24 protein-coding genes are annotated in these 26,451 nt (G+C 64.3%); 20 read left to right on the forward strand and 4 right to left on the reverse strand.

The window, feature by feature from the left end:
• Positions 1–83: 83 nt before the first annotated feature.
• Positions 84–563 carry an Lrp/AsnC family transcriptional regulator gene (locus IVB01_RS08540; RefSeq protein WP_201759988.1) on the reverse strand — a complete coding sequence of 160 codons (480 nt, stop codon included), beginning with the start codon at positions 561–563 and terminating at the stop codon, positions 84–86.
• A gap of 142 nt (positions 564–705) precedes the next feature.
• Between IVB01_RS08540 and ald the strand changes: the two genes are divergently transcribed.
• Positions 706–1,821: an alanine dehydrogenase gene (ald, locus tag IVB01_RS08545; protein ID WP_247278242.1), complete on the forward strand. Its 1,116-nt coding sequence runs from the start codon at positions 706–708 to the stop codon at positions 1,819–1,821.
• 134 nt (positions 1,822–1,955) lie between these two features.
• Here ald and IVB01_RS08550 read toward each other — a convergent pair whose 3' ends face one another.
• From IVB01_RS08550 to IVB01_RS08560, 3 genes are read right to left on the reverse strand one after another with little or no spacing between them, the layout of a single operon-like run.
• The gene (locus tag IVB01_RS08550) at positions 1,956–3,866 is read right to left on the reverse strand and encodes an NAD(P)-binding domain-containing protein (RefSeq protein ID WP_247278241.1); all 1,911 of its coding nucleotides are present in this window, start codon (positions 3,864–3,866) and stop codon (positions 1,956–1,958) included.
• Positions 3,863–4,504, reverse strand: a complete 642-nt coding sequence (locus IVB01_RS08555; RefSeq protein ID WP_247278240.1) for a TetR/AcrR family transcriptional regulator — start codon at positions 4,502–4,504, stop codon at positions 3,863–3,865. The genes IVB01_RS08550 and IVB01_RS08555 overlap by 4 nt, the downstream gene beginning before the upstream one ends.
• Positions 4,501–5,994, reverse strand: coding sequence for an AMP-binding protein (locus IVB01_RS08560; RefSeq protein ID WP_247278239.1), 1,494 nt, complete (start codon positions 5,992–5,994; stop codon positions 4,501–4,503). The genes IVB01_RS08555 and IVB01_RS08560 overlap by 4 nt, the downstream gene beginning before the upstream one ends.
• 171 nt (positions 5,995–6,165) lie before the next feature.
• Here IVB01_RS08560 and IVB01_RS08565 point away from each other — a divergent pair, with 171 nt between their 5' ends.
• The 19 genes from IVB01_RS08565 to mmsB all read left to right on the forward strand — a co-directional run bounded on the left by IVB01_RS08565 (position 6,166) and on the right by mmsB (position 26,384).
• Entirely contained in the window at positions 6,166–7,425 is a 1,260-nt protein-coding gene (locus tag IVB01_RS08565; protein WP_247278238.1) for an ABC transporter substrate-binding protein, read from the forward strand.
• Between the two features lie 81 nt (positions 7,426–7,506).
• The gene (locus tag IVB01_RS08570) at positions 7,507–8,409 is read left to right on the forward strand and encodes a branched-chain amino acid ABC transporter permease (protein WP_247278237.1); all 903 of its coding nucleotides are present in this window, start codon (positions 7,507–7,509) and stop codon (positions 8,407–8,409) included.
• Positions 8,406–9,425, forward strand: a complete 1,020-nt coding sequence (locus IVB01_RS08575; RefSeq protein WP_247278236.1) for a branched-chain amino acid ABC transporter permease — start codon at positions 8,406–8,408, stop codon at positions 9,423–9,425. The genes IVB01_RS08570 and IVB01_RS08575 overlap by 4 nt, the downstream gene beginning before the upstream one ends.
• Positions 9,426–9,427: 2 nt before the next feature.
• Positions 9,428–10,183, forward strand: a complete 756-nt coding sequence (locus IVB01_RS08580) for an ABC transporter ATP-binding protein (RefSeq protein ID WP_247278235.1) — start codon at positions 9,428–9,430, stop codon at positions 10,181–10,183.
• Positions 10,180–10,893: an ABC transporter ATP-binding protein gene (locus IVB01_RS08585; protein ID WP_247278234.1), complete on the forward strand. Its 714-nt coding sequence runs from the start codon at positions 10,180–10,182 to the stop codon at positions 10,891–10,893. The genes IVB01_RS08580 and IVB01_RS08585 overlap by 4 nt, the downstream gene beginning before the upstream one ends.
• Before the next feature lie 166 nt (positions 10,894–11,059).
• The gene (locus IVB01_RS08590) at positions 11,060–11,278 is read left to right on the forward strand and encodes a hypothetical protein (RefSeq protein ID WP_091892324.1); all 219 of its coding nucleotides are present in this window, start codon (positions 11,060–11,062) and stop codon (positions 11,276–11,278) included.
• A gap of 132 nt (positions 11,279–11,410) precedes the next feature.
• Positions 11,411–12,469: a putative sulfate exporter family transporter gene (locus tag IVB01_RS08595; RefSeq protein WP_247278233.1), complete on the forward strand. Its 1,059-nt coding sequence runs from the start codon at positions 11,411–11,413 to the stop codon at positions 12,467–12,469.
• A 109-nt stretch (positions 12,470–12,578) separates the two neighbouring features.
• Positions 12,579–13,751 (forward strand): fumarylacetoacetate hydrolase family protein, encoded by a 1,173-nt coding sequence (locus IVB01_RS08600; protein ID WP_247278232.1) that lies wholly within the window; start codon positions 12,579–12,581, stop codon positions 13,749–13,751.
• A 365-nt stretch (positions 13,752–14,116) separates the two neighbouring features.
• Positions 14,117–15,082: a galactofuranose ABC transporter, galactofuranose-binding protein YtfQ gene (gene ytfQ, locus IVB01_RS08605; protein WP_247278231.1), complete on the forward strand. Its 966-nt coding sequence runs from the start codon at positions 14,117–14,119 to the stop codon at positions 15,080–15,082.
• Positions 15,083–15,198: 116 nt separating this feature from the next.
• Positions 15,199–16,743: a sugar ABC transporter ATP-binding protein gene (locus IVB01_RS08610; protein ID WP_247278230.1), complete on the forward strand. Its 1,545-nt coding sequence runs from the start codon at positions 15,199–15,201 to the stop codon at positions 16,741–16,743.
• A complete protein-coding gene (locus IVB01_RS08615) occupies positions 16,740–17,732 on the forward strand; it encodes an ABC transporter permease (RefSeq protein WP_247278229.1) in 993 nt (330 codons plus the stop codon). The genes IVB01_RS08610 and IVB01_RS08615 overlap by 4 nt, the downstream gene beginning before the upstream one ends.
• On the forward strand, positions 17,729–18,709 hold the full coding sequence (gene yjfF / locus IVB01_RS08620) for a galactofuranose ABC transporter, permease protein YjfF (protein WP_247278228.1): 981 nt from the start codon (positions 17,729–17,731) through the stop codon (positions 18,707–18,709). The genes IVB01_RS08615 and yjfF overlap by 4 nt, the downstream gene beginning before the upstream one ends.
• Positions 18,706–19,482, forward strand: a complete 777-nt coding sequence (locus tag IVB01_RS08625) for a FadR/GntR family transcriptional regulator (protein WP_247278227.1) — start codon at positions 18,706–18,708, stop codon at positions 19,480–19,482. Before yjfF ends, IVB01_RS08625 begins: the two co-directional genes overlap by 4 nt.
• Positions 19,479–20,405: a Gfo/Idh/MocA family oxidoreductase gene (locus tag IVB01_RS08630; RefSeq protein WP_247278226.1), complete on the forward strand. Its 927-nt coding sequence runs from the start codon at positions 19,479–19,481 to the stop codon at positions 20,403–20,405. The genes IVB01_RS08625 and IVB01_RS08630 overlap by 4 nt, the downstream gene beginning before the upstream one ends.
• A gap of 2 nt (positions 20,406–20,407) precedes the next feature.
• Complete coding sequence (locus IVB01_RS08635; protein WP_247278225.1) at positions 20,408–21,484, forward strand: aldose epimerase family protein; 1,077 nt, start codon at positions 20,408–20,410, stop codon at positions 21,482–21,484.
• The gene (locus tag IVB01_RS08640) at positions 21,484–22,362 is read left to right on the forward strand and encodes an SMP-30/gluconolactonase/LRE family protein (protein ID WP_247278273.1); all 879 of its coding nucleotides are present in this window, start codon (positions 21,484–21,486) and stop codon (positions 22,360–22,362) included. The genes IVB01_RS08635 and IVB01_RS08640 overlap by 1 nt, the downstream gene beginning before the upstream one ends.
• A 68-nt stretch (positions 22,363–22,430) precedes the next feature.
• The gene (gene chvE / locus IVB01_RS08645; protein WP_247278224.1) at positions 22,431–23,501 is read left to right on the forward strand and encodes a multiple monosaccharide ABC transporter substrate-binding protein; all 1,071 of its coding nucleotides are present in this window, start codon (positions 22,431–22,433) and stop codon (positions 23,499–23,501) included.
• A 118-nt stretch (positions 23,502–23,619) separates the two neighbouring features.
• Positions 23,620–25,197 carry a multiple monosaccharide ABC transporter ATP-binding protein gene (gene mmsA / locus IVB01_RS08650; RefSeq protein ID WP_247278223.1) on the forward strand — a complete coding sequence of 526 codons (1,578 nt, stop codon included), beginning with the start codon at positions 23,620–23,622 and terminating at the stop codon, positions 25,195–25,197.
• Positions 25,194–26,384 (forward strand): multiple monosaccharide ABC transporter permease, encoded by a 1,191-nt coding sequence (gene mmsB, locus IVB01_RS08655; RefSeq protein ID WP_247278222.1) that lies wholly within the window; start codon positions 25,194–25,196, stop codon positions 26,382–26,384. The genes mmsA and mmsB overlap by 4 nt, the downstream gene beginning before the upstream one ends.
• Positions 26,385–26,451 lie beyond the last annotated feature (67 nt).

Genomic DNA, 26,451 nt, shown 5'->3' on the forward strand with positions numbered 1-26,451 from the left:
TGCGTTGCCGCCGCTGGCCAATAGCGCCCAACGGATGACGAGGTGCTTGGTTCCCGGCCGGTTAGCCCGTCGCCCGGACGAGATTAGCGCTTCGCCTCGCCGAACACCACAGTCGGTACGGCGCGATTGACGATCTCGCGCAGCGCGAAGCTCGATTGCACCCGGGCGACGCGCGGCAGGCGCGACAGCTCGGTACGGTGGATGCGCTCGAAATCCTGGATGTCGCGGGCGAGAACGATCAGGATGTAGTCGTCGGTGCCCGACATCAGGAAGCAGCGCACGACGGAGGGGCACTTCACCACCTCCGCCTCGAATGCCTTGAGCGCATCGTCGCTCTGGCTCTCCAGCGCGATCCGGACCAGCACCGTTGTCGTGAGGCCGAACTGCGCAAGATCGAGCGCCGCTTGGTAGGCCTGGATGTAACCCTCGTCCTCCAGGGCCTTCTGCCGCCGCGCCAGCGCAGTGCTCGATAGTCCGACCTTGTTGGCAAGCTCGGTGTGGCTGGCCCGCGCATTGGTCGTGAGTTCGGCGAGGATGGCGAGGTCTTTCCGGTCGAGGGCCAAGGTTTCGTTTCCAGCGTGAAAGGGCATTTTCGCGCCGGAAACCGGCGCGCTAGGCATGAACCTAGCGGATATTTGCACGAAACCAAACCGCCGCCATCGCTACGATGATGAACGGAATCAAGGCGTTGGGAAGGAGCTGAAGATGCGCGTCGGTGTGCCCAAGGAGATCAAGGTGCAGGAATATCGCGTCGGGCTCACTCCGGGCGCGGTTCGTGAATATGTCGCGGCCGGCCACCGGGTGACGGTCGAGACCGGCGCCGGCAGCGGCATCGGCGCCTCCGACGACGTGTATCGGCGGGCAGGCGCCACGATCGCCGAAAGCGCCCGTGACGTCTTCGCCAAGTCCGACATGATCGTGAAGGTGAAGGAGCCGCAGAAAAGCGAATGGGCCCAGCTCCGCGAAGGCCAGGTCCTGTTTACCTATCTCCATCTTGCACCCGACCCGGAGCAGGCCAAGGGCCTGCTTGCCTCGGGCTGCACCGCGATTGCCTATGAGACCGTCACGGACGCGAGCGGTCACCTCCCGCTGCTCGCGCCGATGAGCGAAGTCGCCGGCCGCCTCGCCATCGAGGCCGCCGGCGCCGCGCTCAGGCGCTCGGCTGGCGGCCGCGGGCTGCTGCTCGGCGGTGTTCCCGGCGTGCAGCCGGCGCGGGTGGTCGTGCTCGGCGGCGGCGTGGTGGGAACGCAGGCGGCACGGATGGCCGCAGGGCTCGGTGCGGAAGTCACGGTGATCGATCGCTCGATTCCTCGTCTGCGCCAACTCGACGATCTCTTTACCGGACGCGTGCGCACCCGCTTCTCGACGATCGAGTCGGTCGAGGAGGAGGTGTTCGCTGCCGACGTCGTGATCGGCGCGGTGCTCGTGCCGGGTGCCAGCGCGCCGAAGCTCGTCACGCGCGCGATGCTGACATCGATGCGGCCGGGCGCGGTGCTGGTCGACGTCGCGATCGACCAGGGCGGCTGTTTCGAGACATCGCATCCGACTACGCACGTGGAGCCGACCTATGAGGTCGACGGCGTGGTGCATTATTGCGTCGCCAACATGCCGGGCGCGGTGCCGGTGACATCAAGCCAGGCGCTGAACAATGCGACGCTGCCGTTCGGCCTGATGCTCGCGAACAAGGGCTTTGCCGCGGTGTTGGAAAATCCGCACTTGCGCAACGGCCTCAACGTGCATCGCGGCCGGATTACGAACAAAGCGGTGGCGGAGAGTCTGGGGCTGGAATTCGCTCCGGTGGAGTCTGGGCTGGCGGCCTGAGTGGTTTTCTGATTGCGAGCGCAGCGAAGCAAGCCAGAGTGTCTCCGAGGAACGATTCTGGATTGCTTCGCTACGCTCGCAATGACGACGTGGGAAGTGGTTGCGCTGACGCCTAATCTGCCTCCGCAGGAGGGTCACGCTTTCGTCAGCTTGTATTGCCTCAGATCCGGATCGTGGGTCATGCGCCAGTAGTCTACGAACCGCCACGGCATCGCGGAGAATACGCGGCCGCTTGCATTCCGGTAATACGTGCTCATGCCGGGATGGGTCCAGATCATGGCCTCGTGCTCGGCATCGACCTTGCGGAGATAGTCATCGAGCACGTCCTGGCGAACCTCGATGGCCGCGATATCTCGCTCGATCATGTCGGCGAGGCAGGCGGAGATGTAGCGGCTCTGGCACTCCGACTGGAAGATGACGCTGCCGCCGTGGGCAGGACCGGAATTGGGACCGAGCATGCAGAAGAAATTCGGGAAGCCCGGCACGGTGAGGCCGAGAAATGCCGTCGGATTGTCGTTGGCCCAGGCATCGCGCAAATCTTTGCCGTCGCGGCCGCTGATGTTGAGGCGCGCCGCCATCTCGGTGACCTTGAAGCCGGTCGCGACCACGATGATGTCGGCGTGGCGGTGTGTGCCGTCGGCGGTGACGATGCCGTCCCGGTCGAAATGGTCGATTGCGTCGGTGACGAGTTCGACATTGTCCCGCGTCAAAGTCTTGAACCAGTTGTTGTCGAGCAGAATGCGCTTGCCGTAAGGCGGATAGGTCGGCACGCATTTTTCGATCAGGTCGGGTCGATCTTTCAGCTCGGACAGGATGAAGTCGGTCAGCTCCTGGCGGTGCCGGTCATTGCCCTTGTTGACGGCGCGTTCGGGATGCGGCCAGGCCGGGTCCTTGCGCAGGAAGGGCAGGAGGCCATCGCCATAGCGCCAAAACATGTTGAAGCGGTACCACTGCACATAGAACGGCAGGTGCGCCAGCAGCCAGCGCGCGCCGTCACTGATCGGATCGGCATAGCCCTTCACCGGCCGCGCCCATTGCGCGCTGCGCTGGTAGACGATGACTGAGGCCACACGGGTGGCGATCGACGGCACCAGCTGCATCGAGGTCGCGCCGGTGCCGATCACGGCGACATGCTTGCCCTCGATGTTGATTTCGTCGGACCATAGTGCCGAGTGCAGGATCGTGCCCTTGAACTCTTCTTCGCCTTTGAAGCGGGCGCGCGAGGGATCGTTGAGCTGGCCGATGGCCGAGACCAGCGCGGTGGATTCGAAAGTCTCCGCGCCGTTCTCGGTCTTGAGCGTCGAAATCCAGCGTTGCCTTTCTTCATCCCAGCGTGATGAGGTCAGCTCGGTGTTGACGCGCAGATGCTTGCGAATGCCGTATTCGTCCGCGACCTTCTGCAGATAGCCGAGTAGCTCCTCACGCTGGCAGAAATAGCGCGTCCATGCGTTGCGCGAGCCGAAAGAGTAGGAATAGGAGTGGTTCGGCGTGTCGACGCCGCAGCCGGGATAGCGGTTGATCCACCAGGTGCCGCCGAGCTCGGCATTCTTCTCGACGATGGTGTAGGGGATGCCGAGATGGCCGAGTGCCACGCCGAGCGCGATGGCGCAGACGCCGGCGCCGACGATCAGCACATGCTGGTCGGCAAGCTTTTCGTCGGAGGGGCGCTTCGTCCAGCGCGCCTCGCGCGGGACAAAACCCATCTCCTCGCGCATCAAAGGTGCATATTCCGGCGCGACATTCTCGCCGAGGCAAGCGCGCATCATCCTCAGCAGCAGCTCCTCGCCCGGATCGGTGATCACGGGTTTTGGCGTGCCATTGGCGAAGAGCCTGACCACGGCGGTGCGGATCTCGTCCTGAATCTCCGGGCGCACGCCGGCCTCGGGATCGGGAATGAGGCGGATGTCGCGTTTGGGCAGATAGGGCGGTTCGAGCCACTTTTCGTCGCCGGTCATGTGCACCAGCACCATCAGAAGGCAGCGGATATCGCCCTCGGCGATTGCGGAGGCGAGGTCGAGCGGTTTGTGCGGAGATTCGATGTTCATGGCGTGTCCTGATCTCCGCAGGCCCTGAAGAGGCCGCGCGTCATCAGCTTGCGATAGGCGGAGAAGACGTGATCGGGCACAGCGGTGACGCCGCCTCCCAAATAGGAGTAGCGGCGGCTGAGATAGCCGCGCGCGCCCATCAGCATGTGAACGATGGCCTCGAACTCCTCGTTGCTGTAATCTTCGATCGCGCCGGCAAGCCGTGCGCGGCGCAAAATGCGCACATAAGCGGTCGAGATGTTGTCGAGGTGCTTCTGGTAACCGATGGGCGCGAAGAACTCGGCCTCGTTGAGGATGCGCAAGAATTCAGGCACCTCGCGGATGAAGTCGAAGAAGGCGGCAAAGCGCTCGATCTCCTGCCGCGCCGCGTGCGCATTGCCGGTGCGGACGCGGATGAACTCGACCATGTCGAGGCCGATTTTTGGTAGGAGCTGGTCGAGCAGTTCCTGGCGGTTATCGAAATGGTTGTAGAAGGTACCCTGCGCGACACCGGCTTCTTCGGTGATGCGCGCGACCGAGGCCTCGGCATAGCCATGCTTGCCGACGACTTTCGTGGCAGCCTCAAAGATCTTCTGCTTGGTCCAGGCGTTGCGCTCGATTCGGTTCAGCTTGGTAACCTTTGCAGTCGCTTGCGTCATTCGGAGGTCTCCAACTCGGCGCGCAGCACGCGCTTGAGGATCTTGCCTGACGGATTGCGCGGCAGGCTGCCGCGGATGACCAGCTGTTTCGGCACCTTGAAACTCGCCAGCCGCGCGCGGCAATGCTCGGTGAGGGCAGCGAGGTCGAGGCTCGCGCCCTCAGTCAGTACGACAACCGCGACCGGCCGCTCGCCCCAGCGCGCATCGCGCAGGCCGATCACCGCGACTTCGCGCACTTCGGGCAAATCGTAGATGATGCGCTCGACCTCGGAGGAGGCGATGTTCTCGCCACCGGAGATGATCATGTCCTTCTTGCGGTCGGTCAGGTAGAGGAAGCCCTCGTCGTCGAGATAGCCGACGTCGCCGCTGCGGAACCAGCCGCCGAAGAAGGCGGACGCCGTCTTCTCCGGATCCCTCCAATAGCCGCGCGTGATCTTCGGACCCCGCAGGCAGATCTCGCCATTGACGTTCGGCGGCAGCTTGTTGCCGTTCTCGTCGCGGATTTCGATCTCGACATGGGCAATGGCGCGACCGGTCGAGCCGATCTTCTCGATCTCGCGACCTTTCTCCATGAAGGTGTCGCCGCCGACGGTCTCGGTGAGTCCATAGGCGTCGATGTAGCGCGCATTGCGGAAATATTCGGCGAAGGCGCGGATGCGTGCCTCCGGCGTCTTCTCGCCGCCGCCGATTGCCCATTGCAGGCTGGAGACGTCGTAGCGGTCGCGGGTGGGGCAGGTGAGCATCGCGGTGGTCATGACGGGCGCGAACCAGGCAGCGTTGAGCTTGTCTTCTGCGATAGAAGCAAGCGCCGCCTCCGGTTCGAAATTGCGCTCGATGCGAATGAATCCGCCATGCCAGAGCACTGCGATGCCTGGCAGGTCGAGCGCGCCGACGTGATAGAGCGGACCGATGACGAGAAGACGCGTATCGGCGCTTAAGGCCAGCGCAATCGTCTGGTCGGCCGACTTCCAGTAGAAATTATCGTAAGTGAGCATCACGCCCTTGGGGCGGTCTGTCGTGCCAGATGTGTACATCAGCCGCATCAGGTCGGAGGGCTGGCGCACATGCATCGGCGCAGCGGTCGTGTTGCCTGCGAGATGGGTGACGCTCTGCTGCGCGGTCTCGTTCAGCACGACGATGTTCGCGCCCGCTGCATTCGCAGCCAATTCCTCGTCGGCGATCAGAAGGCGCGCGCCGGCATTGCTGGCGATGTAGTCGACCTCGTTGCGGGACAAGCGAAAATTGATCGGCAGGAACACCGCGCCGAGATGGCTGGTGGCGAAGACGAGCTCCAGGAATGCCGCGCTGTTCTTCATCAGCACGGCGACGACATCGCCGGCACCGATGCCCTGCGCGGCGAGCCAGCCGGCGACCTGCCGGATGCGCGCGTCGAACATCGCGTAAGCGATCTCCTCACCGCGGTATTTCAGCGCGGGCCGGTCCGGCGTGCGCCGGGCATGGAAGGCGATGAAGCTCGAAAGGTTGATCATTTGCCGGGTTTTGGGCCGGTTACCGACCTCACTTCCTCCCTTGATGAATTCTGACTCGTAATTCATCTTTGGCTTGACGTCACCCCCCACCCTCTGAAATCCTTGGGATCACGGAGACGAGACGATCTCCGGCAGGGATCAGGACACGCCGACCCGAAAGAGGGAGGGAAAATGACGAGAACCCGCACGCCGGGCATCAGCCGCCGTTCCACGCTGGCGCTGATGGGCGCCGGCGCGATCACGTTTGCCGCGCCCTGGGTGGCGCGTGCGCAAGCCAAGACCATCAAGATCGGCATGCCGACGATCCTGTCGGGCCGTGTCGCGCAGCTCGGCACGTCCTCGCGCAATGCGGTGATGCTCGAGGTCGAGAAGGTCAACGCCGCCGGCGGCCTCGCCGGCCGGCATATCGAGATGGTGATCCGCGACTCCAAGGGCCAGCCGCAGGAAGCCGCCCGCGTCGCGCGCGAACTCGTCAACACCGACGGCTGCGAACTGCTGCTCGACGGCGAGGCGTCCTCCGGATCGTTCGCGGTGCATGAAGTCGCGCGCGATCTCGGCGTGCTCTGCGTCCACACCTGCTCGGAAGCATCTTCGCTGACGGCCGATCCCAAGCAGCACATCCCGAATGCGTTCCGCTGCGTGCGCCAGGGCATCCACGATTCCATCGTCGGCGGCAGCTATGCCGCTTCGATCGCGAAAGCCAAGCGCCTGAAGAAGTGGGCGACGTGTTCGCCCGACTACGCCTACGGCCGCGATACCACCGGAGAGTTCACGCTGTATCTGAAGCGCTTTGCGCCCGACGTCGAAATCGTCAGCGAGTCCTGGCCAAAGCTGTTCCAGCCCGACTACACCGAAGTGGTGACGAAGATCCTCCAGGCCAAGCCGCAGGCGCTGTATTCCTGCCTCTGGGGCGGCGATCTCACCTCCTACATCGACCAAGCCAACATCTACGCGATGTTCAGCCAGATGGAGGTGTTCGCAGTCAACATGGCCGACTACACAGCGCTCACGGTGGTGAAGAACCTGCCGAAGGGCATCCATTCCGGTAATCGCTACATCAAGACGTTCCCGGCCACGCCGGAGAACGCAGCCTGGGGGGATGCCTACAAGGCCAAGTACAACGAATATCCGACCAACTGGTCGTGGCAGAACGCCACCGCGGTGATGTTCCTCAGTGAAGCCGCGAAAAAGGCGAACTCCGCCGACGGCAAGAAGATCGCGGAGGTGCTGAAGGGCCTCACCATCAGGTGCCCGTTCGGCGCCGACGGCACTGTGACAATGCGCGGCGACGACCACACCCTGGTCGGCTACGCCATCGGCTGGGGCACCACCATCCCGCAGGAGCCTTATGTCCCGGAGGTCAAGGCCGGCGACTGGAAGACCATCTTCGAGTTGGAGGCCGAATGGAAGAAGAGCAAGGGCTACACCTGACGCCGCGGCGGAGAGGGATGACCCTCTCCGCCGTTTTCGTTTTCCGCGCCGTGTCAGGCGCGCCGCAATGAAAGTGCTCTCGTGGATCTCGACGCGCTCGCCGGCTGCCTCGCCAGCTCCGCCTGCTTGGTGACGCAAACCACCAGCGGCCTCATCATCGGCATGCTTCTGTTTCTCGTCGCGGTCGGGCTGACCCTGATCTTCGGTGTGCTCAAGGTCGTCAATTTCAGCCACGGCGCCTTCTACATGTTCGGCGCCTACTTCGCGATGACGGCCTATCAGCTCACCGGCAGTTTTGCGCTCGCCATGCTGGCGGGCGCGGCCGGCACCGCGATCCTCGGCCTGATCTTCGAGCGCGTCTTCATGAGCCGCGTCTACGGCGCCGACGTGCTGATGCAGCTGCTCGTCTGCTATGCCTTCGTGCTGATCTTCGACGATGTCGTGCGCATCATCTGGGGACCGGAGTTCAAATCGATGGGCATGCCGTCCGCGTTCCAGGTGATGCCGCTATTCATCGCCGGTGGCGTGGTGCCGCCTTATTATCTGTTGCTGATCGGTGTCGCGCTTCTTGCGGCCGTCGTGCTCGGCATCGGATTGTCGCGCAGCCGCATCGGCAAGGTGATCCGCGCGGCCGCGCACAATCCCGGCATGGTCTCGGCGCTCGGCATCAACACCGGCCTGATCTATGGCGGCGTGTTCGCGCTCGGCGGCATGCTGGCGGGTCTTGCCGGCGCGCTGGCGGCTCCTGTGCGGTCGCTGACGCCGGGCATGGGATTTTCCGTGCTGATCGAGTCCTTCATCGTCACCGTGATCGGCGGCATGGGCTCGATCCTGGGCGCGCTGATCGGCGCGCTGCTGCTCGGGCTGATCCGCTCGTTCGGCTCGCTCGGCTTTCCCCTGTTTACGGAAGGCCTGATGTATCTTTTCATGGTGATCGTGCTGGTCTCCAAACCTACCGGCCTGTTCGGCAGGGAGGCGGCATGACCGAGCTCGAGGCCGGTCGCGCCGAAACGCTGGCGCCGGTGCGCAGCGGTGCCGTACTGCGGCGCTACCGTGACGTCCTGATCGCGCTGATCGCCCTTGCCGTGCTGGCGAGCCTGCCGCTCTTCACCGGCAGCAAGGCGCTGCTCGATTTCGTCATCCGCTGCTCGGCCTACGGCCTGTTTGCGACGTCGCTCAATCTGCTGGTCGGCTATACCGGCCTGACTTCGTTCGGCCACGGCATGTTCTTCGGGCTTGGCGCCTACAGTTTTGGCCTCATCATGCAGAAGCTCGGCGTGCCGATTCCCGTCGCCTTCGTCGCGACGCTGGCGATCACCGCAATAGTCTCCGCGATCATCGGCGCCATCTGCGTGCGGCTGAAGGAGATTTACTTCGCCTTCGTGACGCTCGCATTCCAGATGCTGATCCACTCGACCATATTGTCCTGGGCCTCCTTCACCGGCGGCGACCAGGGTCTGCGCGGCGGCATTCCGCGGCCGCCGTTCCTCGGCATTGACCTTGCCAACCACGTCCATCTCTATGTCGCGAGCTGCGCGCTGCTGATCCTTGGCCTGCTCGCGATGCGCCAGATCGCGCAATCACCGTTCGGCTACACGTTGCGCATGATCCGCGACAACGCCGCGCGCGCGAGCTTCCTTGGCATCGACGTCTGGCGCGCCAAGCTCACCGTGTTCGTGCTGGCGGCTTTGTTCGCGTCGATGGGCGGCATGGTGATGGCGCTGTTCGTGTCCGGCGCCTATCCGGAATTCGCCTATTGGACGATCTCGGGCGAGGGCATTTTCATCAACATGCTCGGCGGTGTGTCGACCTTCCTCGGGCCGATGGTCGGCACCGTGCTGCTGCTTCTGCTCAACGATACCGTCACACGTTTCACCGAGTATCACGGCATCGTGCTTGGCGTCGTCATCCTGTTCTTCGCGCTGGGCCTGCGCAAAGGTCTCCTGGATTTCGCCGCCGAATGGTTTGCGCAGCGGCGCGACGCAGGCGAGGGGCGCTAGCGATGCTCGAGATCTGCAACCTCGCAAAATCGTTCGGCGGCGTGAAGGCGACCAACGACGTCTCGCTCGACTTTCCGGACGGCTCGCTGACCGCGGTAATCGGCCCGAACGGCGCCGGCAAGAGCACCTTCTTCAACCTGATCACCGGCGCCTTGAGGCCGGATTCCGGCCAGGTGCTGCTCGACGGCGTCGATCTCGCCGGCCGCTCGCCACCGGAGATCGTGCGCCACGGTATCGGCCGCGCCTTCCAGGTTGCCAGCATCTTCAAATCGCTCACGGTGCAGGAGACCATGCTTGCCGCCGTCAGTGCCGACCAGCGCACCTCGGCGGTGCTGCACAAGCGCTTTCCGCTGCCGGAGATGCGCGACCGTGCTGAGCATGTGATGGAGCTGCTGGGCCTCGCCGGCAAACGCCATCGCACCGCCGCGACGCTCTCGCACGGCGATCAGAAGCTGCTCGACATCGCGCTCGCGCTGGTGCTCGATCCAAAGGTGCTGCTGCTGGACGAGCCAACCGCCGGGATGGGCCCGGAGGAGCGCTGGCGCATGATCGACAAGGTGCGTGAGCTCTGGGAGACGCAGAAAATTACGGTCGTCTTCATCGAGCACGACATGGACATCGTGTTCAAGATCGCGCCAAAAATCGTCGTGCTTTGCTACGGCCGCATCCTGGCCACCGGCACGCCCGACGAGATCCGGAGCAACAGCGCGGTGATCGAGGCCTATCTGGGCACCGAGCATGCGGGAGCTGCGGCATGAACGCAGCCGTCATCGAAGTCGCCGATCTCGACGTCTATTACGGCACCAGCCAGATCCTGTTCGGCGTCAACCTGTCGGTGCGGCAAGGCGAGACCATGGCGCTCTTGGGCCGCAATGGCGCCGGCAAATCGACGACTATGAAGGCGATCATGGGGCTGGCGCCGCCGCGGAGGGGCAGGGTCAACCTGCGCGGCGCGGTGATCTCGGGCCTGAAGCCGCACACCATCGCGCGCGCCGGCCTCGGCTTCGTGCCGGAGGACCGCCAGATCTTTCCGGAGCACACGGTCGAGGACAATCTCGTCATCGGGAGGAAGAAGGGACCGCAGGGCCAGGACGAGTGGCCGATCAAACGCATCTACGAGGTCTTTCCGCTTCTGGAGCCGCTGCGCAATCGCATCGCCGGACGTCTCTCGGGCGGCGAGCAGCAGATGCTCGCGATCGCGCGCACGCTGATGGGCAATCCCGCGCTCCTGCTGCTCGACGAGCCGAGCGAGGGCCTCGCGCCGATCATCGTGCAGCGGATCGGTGAATTGTTGCGGCAGCTCCGTTCGCTCGGATCGACGGTGCTGATCGCCGAGCAGAACATGCATTTCTGCCTGGGGCTGGCGAGCCACGCCACGATCATCGACAAGGGCCAGATCGTCTATGCCGCCGGAATCGACGAGCTGAAGGCCAATGAGGCGATCCGGCGCAGGTATCTGGCCCTGTAGGCCGGACCGCCAGTGTCTCAATAGGCCGAAGAAGAAAACTATTGTGCCGGGGTTATCGAACGGAAGGAGTTTTTCCTCCGGAGGGCAAAAACGCCAATCGCTTCCATTGCCGTTTGGGGCCGAAAAGACGACATTCCCATCAGAATTTGATGGGTTGGCCAGAGCCATGGAACGTACCGGATTTGAACCCTTCGGCGAGCAATTGGTGTCCGCGACGGACACCCAGCCGCGGTCGCGTACGTCAAAGCTCCTGCTGCGGGCCGGCACCGGTCTGTTCTGGTCGCTGGTTGCGGGTATCGTGCTTGCCCGCGCTGCCTTCTTCGAGCCCGGCATCTATGACGGCTTCAGCCGCGTCGCTTCGCTGGCCAAGAGCCTGATCTTCTAGGGTCGATTATTTCGGGCTGAGGATAGAATATTCCGGGCTGAGGATAGAACTTCCCTCGGGCCTGATATGTCGAAAGCTTATTCCCCAACGGAAGCGCGCTGCGTATAAATCTTTCTCCTCTGGGAGAGATTTGTGTCGCAGAATCAAGCATCCAGCCCGGCCGATGCCAAACCGGCCACCGCCGCGAGCCGTATTGCGGCACTGATTCCCGGCATTCTCCTCTGCGTTCTAGTCGCCGGTGTCTCGGCCCTGCTCGAGCGGGCGGAACTCGGCGTCTTCGAGCATCCTTATGTCGAGGCGCTGGTGATGGCGATCCTGCTCGGGATGGCCTTGCGCAGCTTCTGGAAGCCCGCGCCGCGTTGGCAGGCCGGCATCGCCTTCAGCGCCAAACAGCTCCTCGAAGTCGCGGTCATGCTGTTGGGGGCCTCCATCAGTTTCGCCGCCATTGCCGCCTCGGGCATCGCGCTGCTCGCGTCAATCGCGGCCGTCGTCGTGATCGCGCTCTGCGTCTCCTTCGGGCTCAGCCGCATGCTCGGACTGTCGACACGGCTGTCGATCCTGATCGCCTGCGGCAACTCGATCTGCGGCAATTCGGCGATTGCGGCTGTGGCGCCGATCATCGGTGCCAACAACGACGAGATCGCATCCTCCATCTCCTTCACTGCCATCCTGGGCGTGATGATGGTGCTGGGCCTGCCGCTGTTGATTCCGCTTCTGCAATTATCGGCCACTCAATATGGCATTCTCGCCGGCCTGACCGTTTATGCGGTCCCGCAGGTGCTGGCGGCGACGGTGCCGGCCGGACTCGTCTCCACGCAAATCGGCACGCTCGTGAAATTGATGCGCGTATTGATGCTTGGGCCGGTCGTCGTCGGCCTCTCGCTGGTTGCCTCGCGCTGGCATAGCGATGCCAAGAAGACCAATGTCGGCTTCTTTCGGCTTGTGCCGTGGTTCATCCTCGGCTTCCTCGCGCTGGCGACCCTGCGCTCCCTGGAGATCGTGCCGGCCACGGTGGTCGGACCGGTGACGAAGATCACCGCCTTTCTCACCGTGGTCTCCATGGCGGCCCTCGGCCTCGGCGTCGACGTGCGCGTGTTGGCGAATGTCGGGGGCAGGGTGACAGCAGCCGTGACGCTGTCGCTGATGCTGTTGCTTGGCATCAGCATTGCACTGGTGCATTGGTTCAAGTGACAGCGCGTGCCGCCTCTCTGGACATCCCGCGCCAGACGTTTATTGGTCTTCGCTAATGTGACCGGCCAGCGTTCAACGCGGCCGATCCGAAAACAGCGAGGACGCGGCCATGACGACATTGACGGTTAAAGACCTTCTCCCCGAGGACGGTACGCGGGGAACGCTGGCCGGCCGCGTCTGGCTCCCGCAGGTGAATGGCCCCGCCGTCGTCGCTATACGTGATGACGGCGTCTTCGATGTTACCGCAGAGTTTCCCACCATCAGTACGCTTTGCGAAGCGGACGATCCAGCCAACGCGCTTAGGGCGGCCAAGGGTGAGAGGATCGGCGATCTCGAGGCGATCGTCACCAATACGCCGCCGGACCAGCGCGATCCTCAAAAACCGTGGCTGCTTGCCCCCGTCGACCTCCAGACTCTGAAAGCCGCCGGCGTCACCTTTGCGATCTCGATGCTGGAGCGCGTGATCGAGGAGCGCGCCAAGGGCAATCCGGCTTCGGCCGAAGCGATCCGCAAAGAAGTGACGCGCCTGATCGGCGATGATCTTTCGAAGCTCAAGCCCGGCTCCGACCAGGCGATGCATCTGAAGCAGGTGCTGATCGACCAGAACGCCTGGAGCCAGTATCTCGAGGTCGGCATCGGTCCTGATGCCGAGGTCTTCACCAAGGCGCCGACATTGTCGTCGGTCGGCACCGGCATGGATGCGGGCCTGCATCCGAAATCGACCTGGAACAACCCCGAGCCGGAGCTTGTGCTGTTCGTCTCGAGCCGCGGCAAAATCGTCGGCGGCGCGCTCGGTAACGACGTGAACCTGCGTGACTTCGAGGGCCGCTCGGCGCTGCTATTGTCGAAGGCCAAGGACAACAACGCCTCCTGCGCGATCGGCCCGCTGCTGCGCCTGTTCGACGATACGTTCTCGCTCGACGATGCGCGCAAGCTGGACATAAGTCTGAACGTCAAGGGACAGGACGGTTTCGTCCTCAACGGCCATTCCTCGATCAGCAAGATCAGCCGCGATCCGACAGATCTCGTCGAACAGACCATCGGCAAGGTGCATCAATATCCAGATGGTTTCGTGCTGTTCCTCGGCACGATGTTCGCTCCCGTCGAGGACCGGGATGCGCCGGGACAGGGCTTCACCCACAAGCGCGATGACATCGTCACGATCGCCGCGCCCCAGCTCGGCAAGCTCGTCAACCGCATGCGCACCAGCGACGAGTGCGAGCCGTGGACGTTTGGAATCGGTGCGCTGATGAAGAACCTGGCGCAGCGGAAGCTGATTTAGCGTCCCTGCGTTTTCAATTTCGCATAAGCGAATTTGCAGAAGGTCGTCATGCCCGGGCTTGTCCCGGGCATCCACGTCCTTTGTCCCGCTGGGTCAGGCGTGGATGGTCCGCACCAGCCCGGCGGCGGCAGCCGAGCCGTATAATTTCCTTCATCTTCCCGTTGTATCGCCGGAACAAAATCCCGCTGAGCGTGTCGTCTGCGCGAAGCCCGCATCCCTCCTCCTTTCACCTCAATAGTAAAATAATATGACTATACGGCGCTGGGTTTCCGTGAAATAGTGCCTGTCGCCGGCTCGAAGGCTGGCCTGCGGGTGCCATGCTACCAATCGGCGCCCCCAAATAAACATCTTAGGAGACACGCCTGATGACCCTCAAAGCCCTCTTTGCGGCCAGCGCCACGACCGCGTTGCTGCTCGCCCTGCCGGCGAATGCCGCCGAGCTCACCATCGGCTTCTCGCAGATCGGGTCGGAATCCGGCTGGCGCGCGGCCGAGACCTCGGTCTCCAAGCAGGAAGCCGCCAAGCGAAAGGTCAATCTCAAGATCGCCGACGCGCAGCAGAAGCAGGAGAACCAGATCAAGGCGATCCGCTCCTTCATCGCGCAGAATGTCGATGCGATCTTCCTTGCGCCTGTCGTCTCGACGGGCTGGGATTCGGTGTTGAAGGAAGCCAAGGAGGCCAAGATCCCGGTCGTGCTGCTCGACCGTGACATCGATCCCTCGGGCAAGGATCTTTATCTCACCGCTGTCACCTCCGACAGCGTGCACGAAGGCGAGGTGGCCGGCGACTGGCTGGCCAAGACTGTGGGGACGAAAGCCTGCAACATCGTCGAATTGCAGGGCACGGTCGGCGCGAGCGTCGCCGCCAACCGCAAGAAGGGTTTCGACACCGCCATCGCCAAGCATGCGAACCTGAAGGTGGTGCGCAGCCAGACCGGCGACTTCACCCGCGCCAAGGGCAAGGAGGTGATGGAGAGCTTCATCAAGGCCGAAGGCGGCGGCAAGTCGATCTGCGCGGTCTACGCGCATAATGATGACATGATGGTCGGCGCGATCCAGGCGATGAAGGAAGCCGGGCTCAAGCCCGGCAAGGAGATCCTCACCGTCTCCATCGATGCGGTCCCCGACATCTTCAAGGCGATGGCCGCCGGCGAGGCCAATGCGACTGTCGAGCTGACGCCGAACATGGCCGGCCCCGCGCTCGATGCGATTGCGGCGTTCAAGGACAAGGGCACGGTTCCGCCGAAGTGGATCCAGACCGAATCCAAGCTCTATACCGCCGCCGACGATCCGCAGAAGATCTACGACAGCAAGAAGGGCCTCGGTTACTGAGGCGGATGCCGGTCGGACCGCGTCTTGCGGTCCGACCGCGCCCTTCGAATCTGCTGCGCGAACGAATAGGCTGGGTGACCGCATTGTTAGCGGGCATTGCCGGGAGTGACGTTGTCATGGAAAACAGCCCCGATCCTGCTCCGGCCCTTGTGGAGGTGCGCGGGATCAGCAAAAGCTTCGGTGCTGTGCGAGCGTTGCAGGAGGTCGACTTCACGCTTCGCGCCGGCGAGATCCATGCGCTGCTCGGCGAGAACGGCGCCGGCAAATCCACGCTGATCAAGGCGGTGACCGGCGTGTTCCCGCGCGATACCGGCATCGTCAGGCTCGGCGGTGAAGAGGTCGCGCCGCGCTCGGCCAAGGCGGCGCTTCAGGCCGGCATCGCCACCGTCTACCAGGAAGTCAACCTGCTGCCGAACCTCTCGGTGGCGCAAAATCTGTTTCTCGACCGCCAGCCGATGCGTTTCGGCATTGTCCGCGAGGGCGAGATGCGTCGCCGCGCCAACGCCTTGCTGGCGGACTTTGGCCTCGACATCGATGTCGCCGCGCCGCTCGGCAGCTATTCTGTCGCCGTGCAACACGTCACCGCGATCGCGCGGGCCGTCGATCTCTCCGCGCGCGTGCTGATCCTGGACGAGCCGACCGCGAGCCTGGACCGCCACGAGGTCGACATCCTTTTCGGCATCATGCGCCAGCTCGCCAAACGTGGCATCGGTATCGTCTTTGTCAGCCACTTCCTGGACCAGGTCTACGAGATTTCTGACCGCGTCACCGTCTTGCGCAACGGTCGCCTGGTCGGCGAGCGCGAAACCGCTTCGCTGCCGCGGCTGGAATTGATCCGGATGATGCTCGGCCGCGAGCTGGCCGAGACCACCAGCGCGCGGGCGTCTGCCACTGAGCACAGAGCGCGCGAGATCTGCGCGAGCTTCGAGAATTACGGCAAAGCCGGCTACGTCGCGCCGTTCAATCTCGAGCTGCGCCATGGTGAGGTCGTTGGTCTCGCCGGCCTGCTCGGCTCGGGCCGGACCGAGACGGCGCGGCTGGTGTTCGGTGCCGAACGCGCCGATCGCGGCCAGGCGAAGGTGGAGGGCGCACCGGTGCGGCTCCAGTCGCCGCGCGACGGTGTCCGCCACGGCTTTGGCTATTGCCCGGAGGAGCGCAAGACCGACGGTATCGTCGCCGAGCTCAGCGTGCGCGAGAACATCGTGCTCGCGCTCCAGGCCAAGCGCGGGCTGCATCGGCCGCTGTCGCGCCGCGAGCAGGACGAGATCGCACGTCGTTACGTCAAGATGCTCGACATCCGCCCGGCAGATGCCGAACGCCCGGTCGGCCTGCTCTCCGGCGGCAATCAGCAGAAAGTGCTGCTGGCGCGCTGGCTTGCGACCTCGCCGCGCCTGCTGGTGCTGGACGAGCCGACCCGCGGCATCGATGTCGGCGCGCATGCCGAGATCATCCGCCTGATCCGTGAACTCTGCGACGACGGGCTGGCACTGCTCGTGATCTCCTCTGAGCTCGATGAGATCGTGACCTATTCCGACCGCGTCGTGGTGCTGCGCGACCGCGCCCATGTCGAGGAGCTCGCGGGCGAGGCGATCGACGTCGGCAACATTCTCGCGGCCATCGCCGCCGATGGCGCCGCGATCGCGCATGAGGGGCGGGCATGACAGCGCTGTTGCCGCGCCGCGGCCTTGCCCAGATCCTCGCGTTGATTGTTATCCTGGCGGTCGATCGCGTGGTGTCGCCGCAATTCTTCGACCTGCGTCTTCAGGACGGCCGGCTGTTCGGCAGCCTGATCGACGTGCTCAACCGCGGCACGCCGGTGGCGCTGCTCTCGCTCGGTATGGTGCTGGTGATCGCCACGCGCGGCATCGATTTGTCGGTTGGCGCGGTCATGGCGATCTCGGGCGCGATTGCGGCGAGCCTCGCCGACAGCCATGGTCTGCCCATCGTGCTGGGGGCTGCGCTTGGTGCCGGACTCGTCTGCGGCCTCTGGAACGGCTTCCTCGTCGCCGTGCTCGGCATGCAGCCGATCGTGGCGACGCTGATCCTGATGGTGGCGGGCCGCGGCATCGCCCAGCTGATTACCGAGGGGCGCATCGTAACTTTCTCCTCGCCCGATTTGGTGTGGCTCGGCAATGGCGCTGTGCTCGGCCTGCCGGTGCCGGTCGCGATCGCCTTGGGCATGCTGATCCTCACCGGCGCGGTGGTGCGCGGCTCGGCGCTGGGGCTGCTGATCGAGGCGACCGGTGGCAATGCGCGGGCGAGCGAGCTCGCCGGCGTCGGCACGCGCGCCATGATATTGTCGGTCTATGTCTGGTGCGGCGTCTGTGCCGCGCTCGCCGGCGTGATTGCAGCCGCTGATATCATGGGTGCGGATGCCAACAATGCCGGCCTCTGGCTCGAGCTCGACGCCATCCTCGCGGTCGTGATCGGCGGCACCTCGCTGTTCGGCGGCCGCTTCAGCCTGGTACTGGCCGTGTTGGGTGCGCTGATCATCCAAACCATGAACACCGGCATCTTATTGTCCGGCTATCCGCCGGAGTTCAATTTGCTGGTCAAGGCGGTGGTGGTGCTCGCGGTGCTCTTGCTGCAATCGCCGAAATTCGCCGGCATTGCCGGGACAGCCGCGCGACTGCGGAGGTCCAAAGCATGAAAGGCCTGCCGCCCGTCCTCATCACCGCCATCGTGCTGGTCGCCGGCTTTGCGCTCTGCGCGATGCAATTCCCCAACATTGCCTCAACCCGCGTGGTCGGCAATCTCCTCACCGACAACGCCTTTCTCGGCATCGTCGCGACCGGCATGACCTTCGTCATCATCTCCGGCGGCATCGATCTTTCGGTCGGCTCGGTGATCGGTTTCACGACCGTGTTCGTGGCGCTGGCTATCGAGCGCTGGGGCGTGCCGCCGCTGGTCGCTTTCACCGCCATCCTCCTGCTTTCGGCAGGGTTCGGGGCTGCAATGGGTGCCGTGATCCATGTCTTCGACCTGCCGCCCTTCATCGTCACGCTCGCCGGCATGTTCCTCGCGCGCGGTGCGAGCTTCCTGCTCTCGACGGAATCGGTGCCGATCACAGCGCCGGTCTACTCGACCGTGTCGGACTTCGCGCTGCGGATGCCCGGCGGCGGACGGCTGACGGCCATCGCGATCATCATGCTGGTGATCGTGATCGGCGGCGCCCTGCTGCTGCATCTCACCCGGTTCGGCGCCAATGTCTATGCGCTCGGCGGCAGCCGGGCCACCGCGAGCCTGATGGGCGTTGCGGTCGGCAAGATGACGGTGAAGATCTACATGCTGTCGAGCCTGCTCGCTGGCATCGCCGGCATTGTCTTCTCCTTCTACACCAGCGCCGGCTATTCGCTCTCCGCGGTCGGCGTCGAGCTGGATACCATCGCGGCCGTCGTGATCGGCGGCACGCTGCTCACGGGCGGCCAGGGATCGGTGATCGGCACCTTCCTCGGCGTGCTGATCCAGGGCTTGATTCAGACCTACATCAATTTCGACGGCACGCTGTCGAGCTGGTGGACCAAGATCGCGACCGGCATTCTGCTGTTCGCCTTCATCGCCTTGCAGCAGGGACTGGTCGCGCTGGCACGACGGCCGGTGAGGAAGAGTGCAGGAGCAACCTCATGACCTCGCGCATCGTCGTCATCCCGACGCGGCGGGCCCACTCCAATCATGCGGAGGTGGCCCGCTCGATCGGCGTCGATATCATCGCTGGCCGCTATGCGGAGGGGACGCGGCTGCCCGGTGACGCCGAGATGATCGCGATGTTCGGCGTGTCGCGGCCGGTCCTGCGCGAGAGCGTCAAGACGCTGGTAGCCAAGGGGCTGCTCACCACCAAGGCGCGCGTCGGCACCGTCGTGCGCGAGCGCGGCGCCTGGAACATGTTCGACGCCGACGTGCTGGCCTGGCATCTGGACGCCGGCATCGACAAGCGCTTCCTCAACGACCTCGCCGAGATCCGTCTCGCCGTCGAGCCGCGCGCCGCCGTTCTCGCAGCTATGCACCGGTCCGAAGACGACGTCGCTGAGCTCCGTCGCTGCATGGATCGCATGCGGCTTGAAGCGTCGGACTCCGTCGGCTTTGCCGATGCCGACCTCGCGCTCCATGTTGGGGTGGCGCGCGCCTCCGGCAATCTGTTCATGCGCTCGATCGGGCATGTCATCGAGGCAGCGCTGCGCGCCTCGTTCCTGCTGAGCGCCCCGGTCGCGCCGGAGGACCGCGACACCGTGCTGCTCTGGCATCAAAAGATCGTCGATGCCATTGCGGCAGGCGATGCTGACGGCGCCTCGGAGGCGATGGTCTACGTCATTCACAACGGCATGAGCCGGCACGAACACACTGTGATCGAGGCCGCGCCGGCGGATCCGCTGCCATCTGCGAATACTGGAGAGCAAGCGTGACCGAACTTCGCATCGCCATTGTTGGCTTCGGCAAGATCGCGCGCGACCAGCACCTCGATGCAATCGCCGCGACACCGGATGCGACGCTCGCGGCTGTCGCCAGCCGCAACGCCTCGCTACCGGGGCTGCCGCATTTCGCCACCATCGAGGAATTGCTGGAGAAGGGGCCGCCGATCGACGCAGTGTCGCTCTGCACGCCGCCGCAGGTGCGCCGCGCCCAGGCGGCCGCGGCGCTCGCCGCCGGCAAGCATGTCATGCTGGAGAAGCCGCCCGGCACCGGCGTCGCCGAGCTCGATCCGCTGATCGCGATGGCAGCGGAGGCGAAGCGGACGTTGTTTGCAACCTGGCATTCGCGCTACGCGCCGGCCGTCGAGCCGGCGCGGCAATGGCTCGCCGAGCGCCGCATCGCCTCCGTGCACATCAGCTGGAAGGAAGACGTCCGCGTCTGGCATCCCGGGCAGGGCTGGATCTGGGAGCCGGGCGGCCTCGGCGTGTTCGATCCCGGCATCAATGCGCTGTCGATCCTGACCAAAATCCTCCCGCAACCCGTGTTCGTCACCGCGGCCGAGTTGGCCTTTCCGGCCAACTGCCAGGCACCGATCGCGGCGAACCTGACGCTGACCGATATCGACGGCCTGGCCGTCAGTGCCGAATTCGACTTCCGCCAGACCGGGCCGCAGAGCTGGGATATCCTCGTGGAAACCGATCAGGGCCGGTTGACGCTGTCCGGTGGCGGCAGGCGGATGGCGATCGACGGCAAGACCATTGCCGAGGCGCCCGATGAGGAATATCGGGAGCTGTACCGGCGCTTCGTCAATCTCGCTGCGACCGGCGCGAGCGATGTCGACCTGGCGCCATTGCGTCTCGTCGCCGATGCCTTCCTGCTCGGCAAGCGGTCGATCGTCGAACCATTTGTGGACTGACAATGGCTGGCTCGCGAATCACAAGAGACGTTTTCGGAGCACTGCCGGATGGTCGCGCGGTCGAACGCGTCGTGCTGCGCGGGGAGGGCGGCTTCGAAGCGCGCATCATCACCCACGGCGCGGTGATCCAGGCGTTGATCGCGCCGGACGCTAAGGGCGGCTATGACGATGTCGTGCTCGGCCACGATGCCTTCGCCGGTTATCTCGCCGAACGAAAGTTCCTCGGCGCCACGGTCGGCCGCTACGCCAACCGCATCGCCAACGGGCAGTTCCCGCTTGACGGCGAGACTGTGCAGCTCGCCGTCAACAACTGCCCTAATGCGCTGCACGGTGGCGTCGATGGCTTCGACCGCAAGCTCTGGGAGATCGCGGAGATCAACGAGAGCGCCGAGCCCGCGGTGACGCTCACCTATGTCAGCCCGCATGGCGAAGAAAATTATCCGGGCCGGCTCGATGTGCGTCTGACCTATCGCATCACCGGTCCGACCGAGCTATCGCTGAGCATGGAGGCCCGCACGGATCGGCCGACGATCGTCAACCTCACCAACCATAGCTTCTTCAATCTGGAGGGTGCGACGTCGGGTACGCCCGTCCTTGATCATGAGCTGACGGTCGCCGCCGAGCATTTTCTTGCGATTGATCCCACCGCCATTCCGCTGCCGGAGCCGCCGCGTCGCGTTGCCGGCACGCCGTTCGACTTCCGCGAAGCACGGCCGGTCGGCGAGCGCATCCGCGAGAGCAATCAGCAATTGCGCAACGGCAGAGGCTACGATCACACGTACTGTCTCGCGCGTGACGGCAAGCTTGCTTTCGCGGCCCGGCTGGAGGCGCCGGACTCGGGGCGCATCATGGAGTTGTTCACCGATCAGCCCGGCCTGCAGGTCTATTCCGGCAATTATCTCGATGGCACGATCTCCGGGAAGGGTGGCAAGCTCGTCCGGCAGTCGGACGCGATGTGCCTGGAGCCGCACATCTGGCCTGACGCGCCGAACCGGCCGGATTTCCCGAGCCCGCGGCTCTCACCTGGCGAGGTCTATCGCCATCACACGCTCTATCGCTTTTCGGTGAGGACGCCATGATGGAAGAGGTGCCGACGTCTGTGCTCTCGGATCACCCTTGCCATCTCGGCGAGGGGCCAACCTATGACGCGACCACCGACACGGCCTGGTGGTTCGACATCCGCGAAGGGCTGCTGTTTGAGGCGCAGCTCGGCGGAGGTGGCGTCCGCGTCCATGCGCTCGGCCGGATGGCGAGTGCGCTCGGCAGGATCGACGCCGAGCGTCAGTTGATCATCGCGGAAGACGGCCTCTACGTCCGCGAGCTCGCTCACGGCACGATGACGCTGCTCTGCCCGCTCGAAGCCCACAATCCGACGACGCGCTCCAATGACGCGCGGGTGCATCAGTCCGGCACGTTCTGGATCGGCACCATGGGCCGCAAGGCGGAGCCGGAGGCGGGCGCGATCTACGCGTTTCATCGCGGCAAGATCTCGCTGCTGTTCCCCCGCATCAGCATTCCCAACTCGATCTGCTTCTCGCCGGACGGCGCTATTGGCTATTTCGCCGACAGCGCGCGGGCCGTGCTCTACGCCGTGCCGCTCAATCCCGGGACCGGCCTGCCGCGCGGCGAGCCGGAGGTGCTGCTGCGCCACACCGGCATCGGCGGCCTCGACGGCTCGGTGTGCGACGCCGACGGGCAGATCTGGAACGCCTGCTGGGGCGCGGGCCGCATCGATGTTTACTCTCCGCAGGGCGAGCGCCTGCGCTCACTCAGCGTGCCGGCAAGGCAGGCGAGTTGCCCGGCTTTCGTCGGCCCCGATCTGTCGCGTCTCCTCGTCACCTCCGCCTGGCAGGACATGGACACGGCGACGCGTGCTGCCGATCCGCAAGCAGGCCACACCTTTCTGCTGAAGGCGTCCGCGCGCGGTCGCGCGGAGCCCGACGTCAAGCTCGCATAGGAGACCCAAAGCAACCGACATCTGTCCTCGAAACGAAAGAACAGTCTGACACCCAAAGGGAGTGAAACATGCTGAAACTGAAGACGACATTCCTCGCGCTCGCGCTGGCCGGCGCTGCCACGATGGCCACAGGCGTCGCCGCCTTTGCTCAGAAGGCGACAGTCGGCATCGCCATGCCGACCAAATCCTCGGCGCGTTGGATCGACGACGGCAACAACATGGTCAAGGTGCTGAAGGAGCGCGGCTACAGCACCGACCTGCAATATGCCGAGGATGACATTCCGAACCAGCTCTCGCAGGTCGAGAACATGGTGACCAAGGGCGCGAAGGCGCTGGTGATCGCCGCGATCGACGGCACCACGCTGTCCGACGTGCTCAAGCAGGCCAAAGCCAAGGGCATCACCGTGATCGCCTATGACCGCCTGATCCGCGGCACGCCGGATGTCGACTACTACGCGACCTTCGACAATTTCCAGGTGGGCGTGCTCCAGGCGCAGTCGATCGAGCAGGGGCTCGGCCTCAAGGAAGGCAAGGGACCCTTCAACATCGAGCTGTTCGGCGGCTCGCCCGACGATAACAACGCCTACTTCTTCTACAACGGCGCCATGAGCGTTCTGAAGCCCTATATCGATAGCGGCAAGCTCGTCGTCGTCTCCGGCCAGATGGGCATGGACAAGGTGGCGACGCTGCGCTGGGATGGCGCCACCGCGCAGGCCCGCATGGACAATCTGCTCAGCGCCTATTACGGCAACAAGAAGATCAATGCCGTGCTGTCGCCCTATGATGGCATCTCGATCGGCATCATCTCCTCGCTGAAGGGCGTCGGGTACGGCAGCGCGGACCAGCCGATGCCCATCATCTCCGGCCAGGACGCCGAGGTGCCCTCGATCAAGGCGATGCTGCGCGGCGACCAGTATTCGACCATCTTCAAGGACACCCGCGACCTCGCCAAGGTGACGGCCGACATGGTCGACGCGGCGCTCGCCGGCAAGCAGGTCACCGTCAATGACACCAAGACCTACGAGAACGGCGTCAAGACGGTGCCGTCCTATCTGCTTAAGCCGGTCGTGGTCTACAAGGACAATTGGGAGAAGGTGCTGGTCGACAGCGGCTACTACAAGAAGTCGCAGTTCCAGTAGGCTTGTCTTGCTCAGTCATTCCGGGGCGATGCGAAGCATCGTACCCGGAATCTCGAGGTTCCGGGTTCGCCCTTTGGGCGCCCCGGAACGACGGTGAACTTTCCAAGGACACTATCCGATGACCGCCATGCTGGAGATGCGCAACGTCAGCAAGAGCTTTGCCGGTGTTCAGGCGCTGCGCGACGTCAATTTCTCGGTTCACGCCGGGCAGATCCACGCGCTCGTGGGCGAGAACGGCGCCGGCAAGTCGACGCTGATGAAAGTGCTGAGCGGGGTCTATCCGCACGGCAGCTACGAGGGCACCATCGTCTTCGAGGGCGAGGAGCGGCGCTTCCGCGACATCAACGATTCCGAGGCGCTTGGCATCATCATCATCCATCAGGAGCTGGCGCTGATTCCGCTGATGTCGATCGCCGAGAACATCTTCCTGTCGCATCCGCCGTCGAAGTTGGGGGTGATCGATCGCGACGAGGTCTACCGGCGCACGCGGGAACTGCTTGCGCAGGTTGGCTTGAAGGAATCGCCGGATACGCTGATCACCGATCTCGGCGTTGGCAAGCAGCAGCTGGTCGAGATCGCGAAGGCGCTGTCCAAACGGGTGCGGATGCTGATCCTGGACGAGCCGACCGCGAGCCTCAATGAGGCCGACAGCGCCGCGCTGCTCGAACGGCTGATGACATTTCGCGAGCAGGGTATCGGCTCGATCCTGATCTCGCACAAGCTGAACGAGGTCGCAAGGGTCGCCGACCACATCACTGTGCTGCGCGACGGCCGCACGGTCGACAGCATCGATTGCCATGCCGAGGCGATCCAGGAGGATCGCATCATCCGCAGCATGGTCAACCGCGATCTTGCCCATCGCTTTCCGGAGCGCAGCGCGAAGATCGGCGAACCCGTGCTCACCGTCGAGAACTGGTCGGTCTATCATCCCGTCCATCCCGAGCGGAAGGTGATCAAGAACGTCAATTTCAGTGTCAAGCGAGGCGAGGTCGTGGGCATCGCCGGCCTGATGGGAGCCGGCCGCACTGAATTCGCCATGAGCCTGTTCGGCCGCTCCTGGGGCACCACCATCAGCGGCAGCCTCCGGCTCGAGGGCAGGGAGATGACGCTGCCGAGCGTCGCGGCCGCGATCGATGCCGGCCTTGCCTATGTCACCGAGGATCGCAAGCAGCTCGGCCTCATCCTCGCCGACGACGTTCGCAAGAACATCACGCTGGCGAGCCTCGACCAGGTCGCGCCCGGCCGTGTGATCGACGACATCGCCGAGCTCAAGGTCGCCAGCGACTACCGCAGCCGGATGCGGATCCGCTGCTCCGACGTCTACCAGGAGACAGGCCAGCTCTCCGGCGGCAATCAGCAGAAAGTGGTGCTGTCGAAATGGCTGATGACCGATCCGAAGGTGCTGATCCTGGACGAACCGACGCGGGGCATCGACGTCGGTGCCAAGTACGAGATTTACTGTATCATCAACGAACTGGCGGAAGCCGGTCGCGGCGTCGTCGTGATCTCCTCGGAAATGCCCGAGCTGCTCGGCATCTGCGATCGCATCTGCGTCATGAACGACGGCGCCTTTGTCGGGGAATTCCAGGGATCCGAGGCGACGCAGGAAAAGATCATGCGCGCCATCATGCGCAATAAGAGAAGCAACGGGAGCGGCGCTCGTGCGGCCGCGGAGATTGGAGGATCGCAGCCATGACCGACAAGACGGTGTCGCTGCCCGAGGAGCGCCGGCACGGCAGCTTCATCAAGAACAACTTGCGCAGCTACGGCATGCTGATCTCGCTGGTCGCGATCATGCTGTTCTTCCAGGTCGTCACTGGCGGCACGCTGCTCCAGCCGCTCAACCTGACCAATCTGGTGCTCCAGAACAGCTACATCGTCATCATGGCGCTGGGCATGCTGCTGGTGATCGTCACCGGCCATATCGACCTTTCGGTCGGCTCGGTCGCGGGCTTCATCGGCGCGGTGGCCGCCGTGCTCATGGTGACCTACAAGATCGACTACACGCTCGCCTTCATTGCCTGCCTCCTGATTGGCGCCGCCATCGGCGCGGCGCAGGGCTATTGGGTGGCCTATTTCAAGATCCCGTCCTTCATCGTCACCTTGGCGGGCATGCTGGTGTTCAAGGGCCTCGCGCTCGCGGTCTTGCAGGGCCAGTCGCTTGGACCGTTCCCGGCGACCTTCCAGAAATTGTCGTCGGGGTTCATTCCTGAACTGCTTCCGGAGGCCGGCACGCTGCATCCGACCTCCATGCTGATCGGTGCGGTGCTCGCGCTCGGCCTGGTCTATGCCAGCGCCAAGGGACGGTCGCGCGAGCAATTGCATGGCATTGAGGTCGAACCTTATGCGTTCTTCCTGGGCAAGAGCGTTCTCTTGGCCTGCGCCGTGCTCTATTTCACCTATCTGATCGCCTCGCATCGCGGCCTGCCGAATGTGCTGGTCATCATGACGGCGTTGATCGCGCTCTACGGCTTCGTGACCCGGCGCACCGTGATCGGCCGGCAGATCTATGCCGTCGGCGGCAACGCCAAGGCGGCGAGCCTGTCGGGCATCAAGACCGAGCGGCTGACCTTCCTCACCTTCGTCAACATGGGCGTGCTCGCCGCGCTCGCCGGCCTCGTCTTCGCCGCGCGCCTCAACACCGCGACCCCGAAGGCCGGCCTCGGCTTCGAGCTCGACGTCATTGCCGCCTGCTTCATCGGCGGCGCCTCAGCCTATGGCGGGGTGGGCCGCGTCGGCGGTGCCGTGGTCGGCGCCATGATCATGGGTGTGATGAACAACGGCATGTCGATCCTCGGCATCGGTATCGACTACCAGCAGGTCATCAAGGGCCTGGTGCTGCTCGGGGCGGTGTGCATCGACGTGTACAATCAGCGGCGGTAAGCTCGCGGCGAAGAACGTAGAGTGGGCAAATGGCGCCAAAGCGCCCATGCCCACCAATTCTCGCGGT

Origin of the sequence: Bradyrhizobium sp. 164, from assembly GCF_023073715.1 — a bacterium.
GTDB lineage: Bacteria > Pseudomonadota > Alphaproteobacteria > Rhizobiales > Xanthobacteraceae > Bradyrhizobium.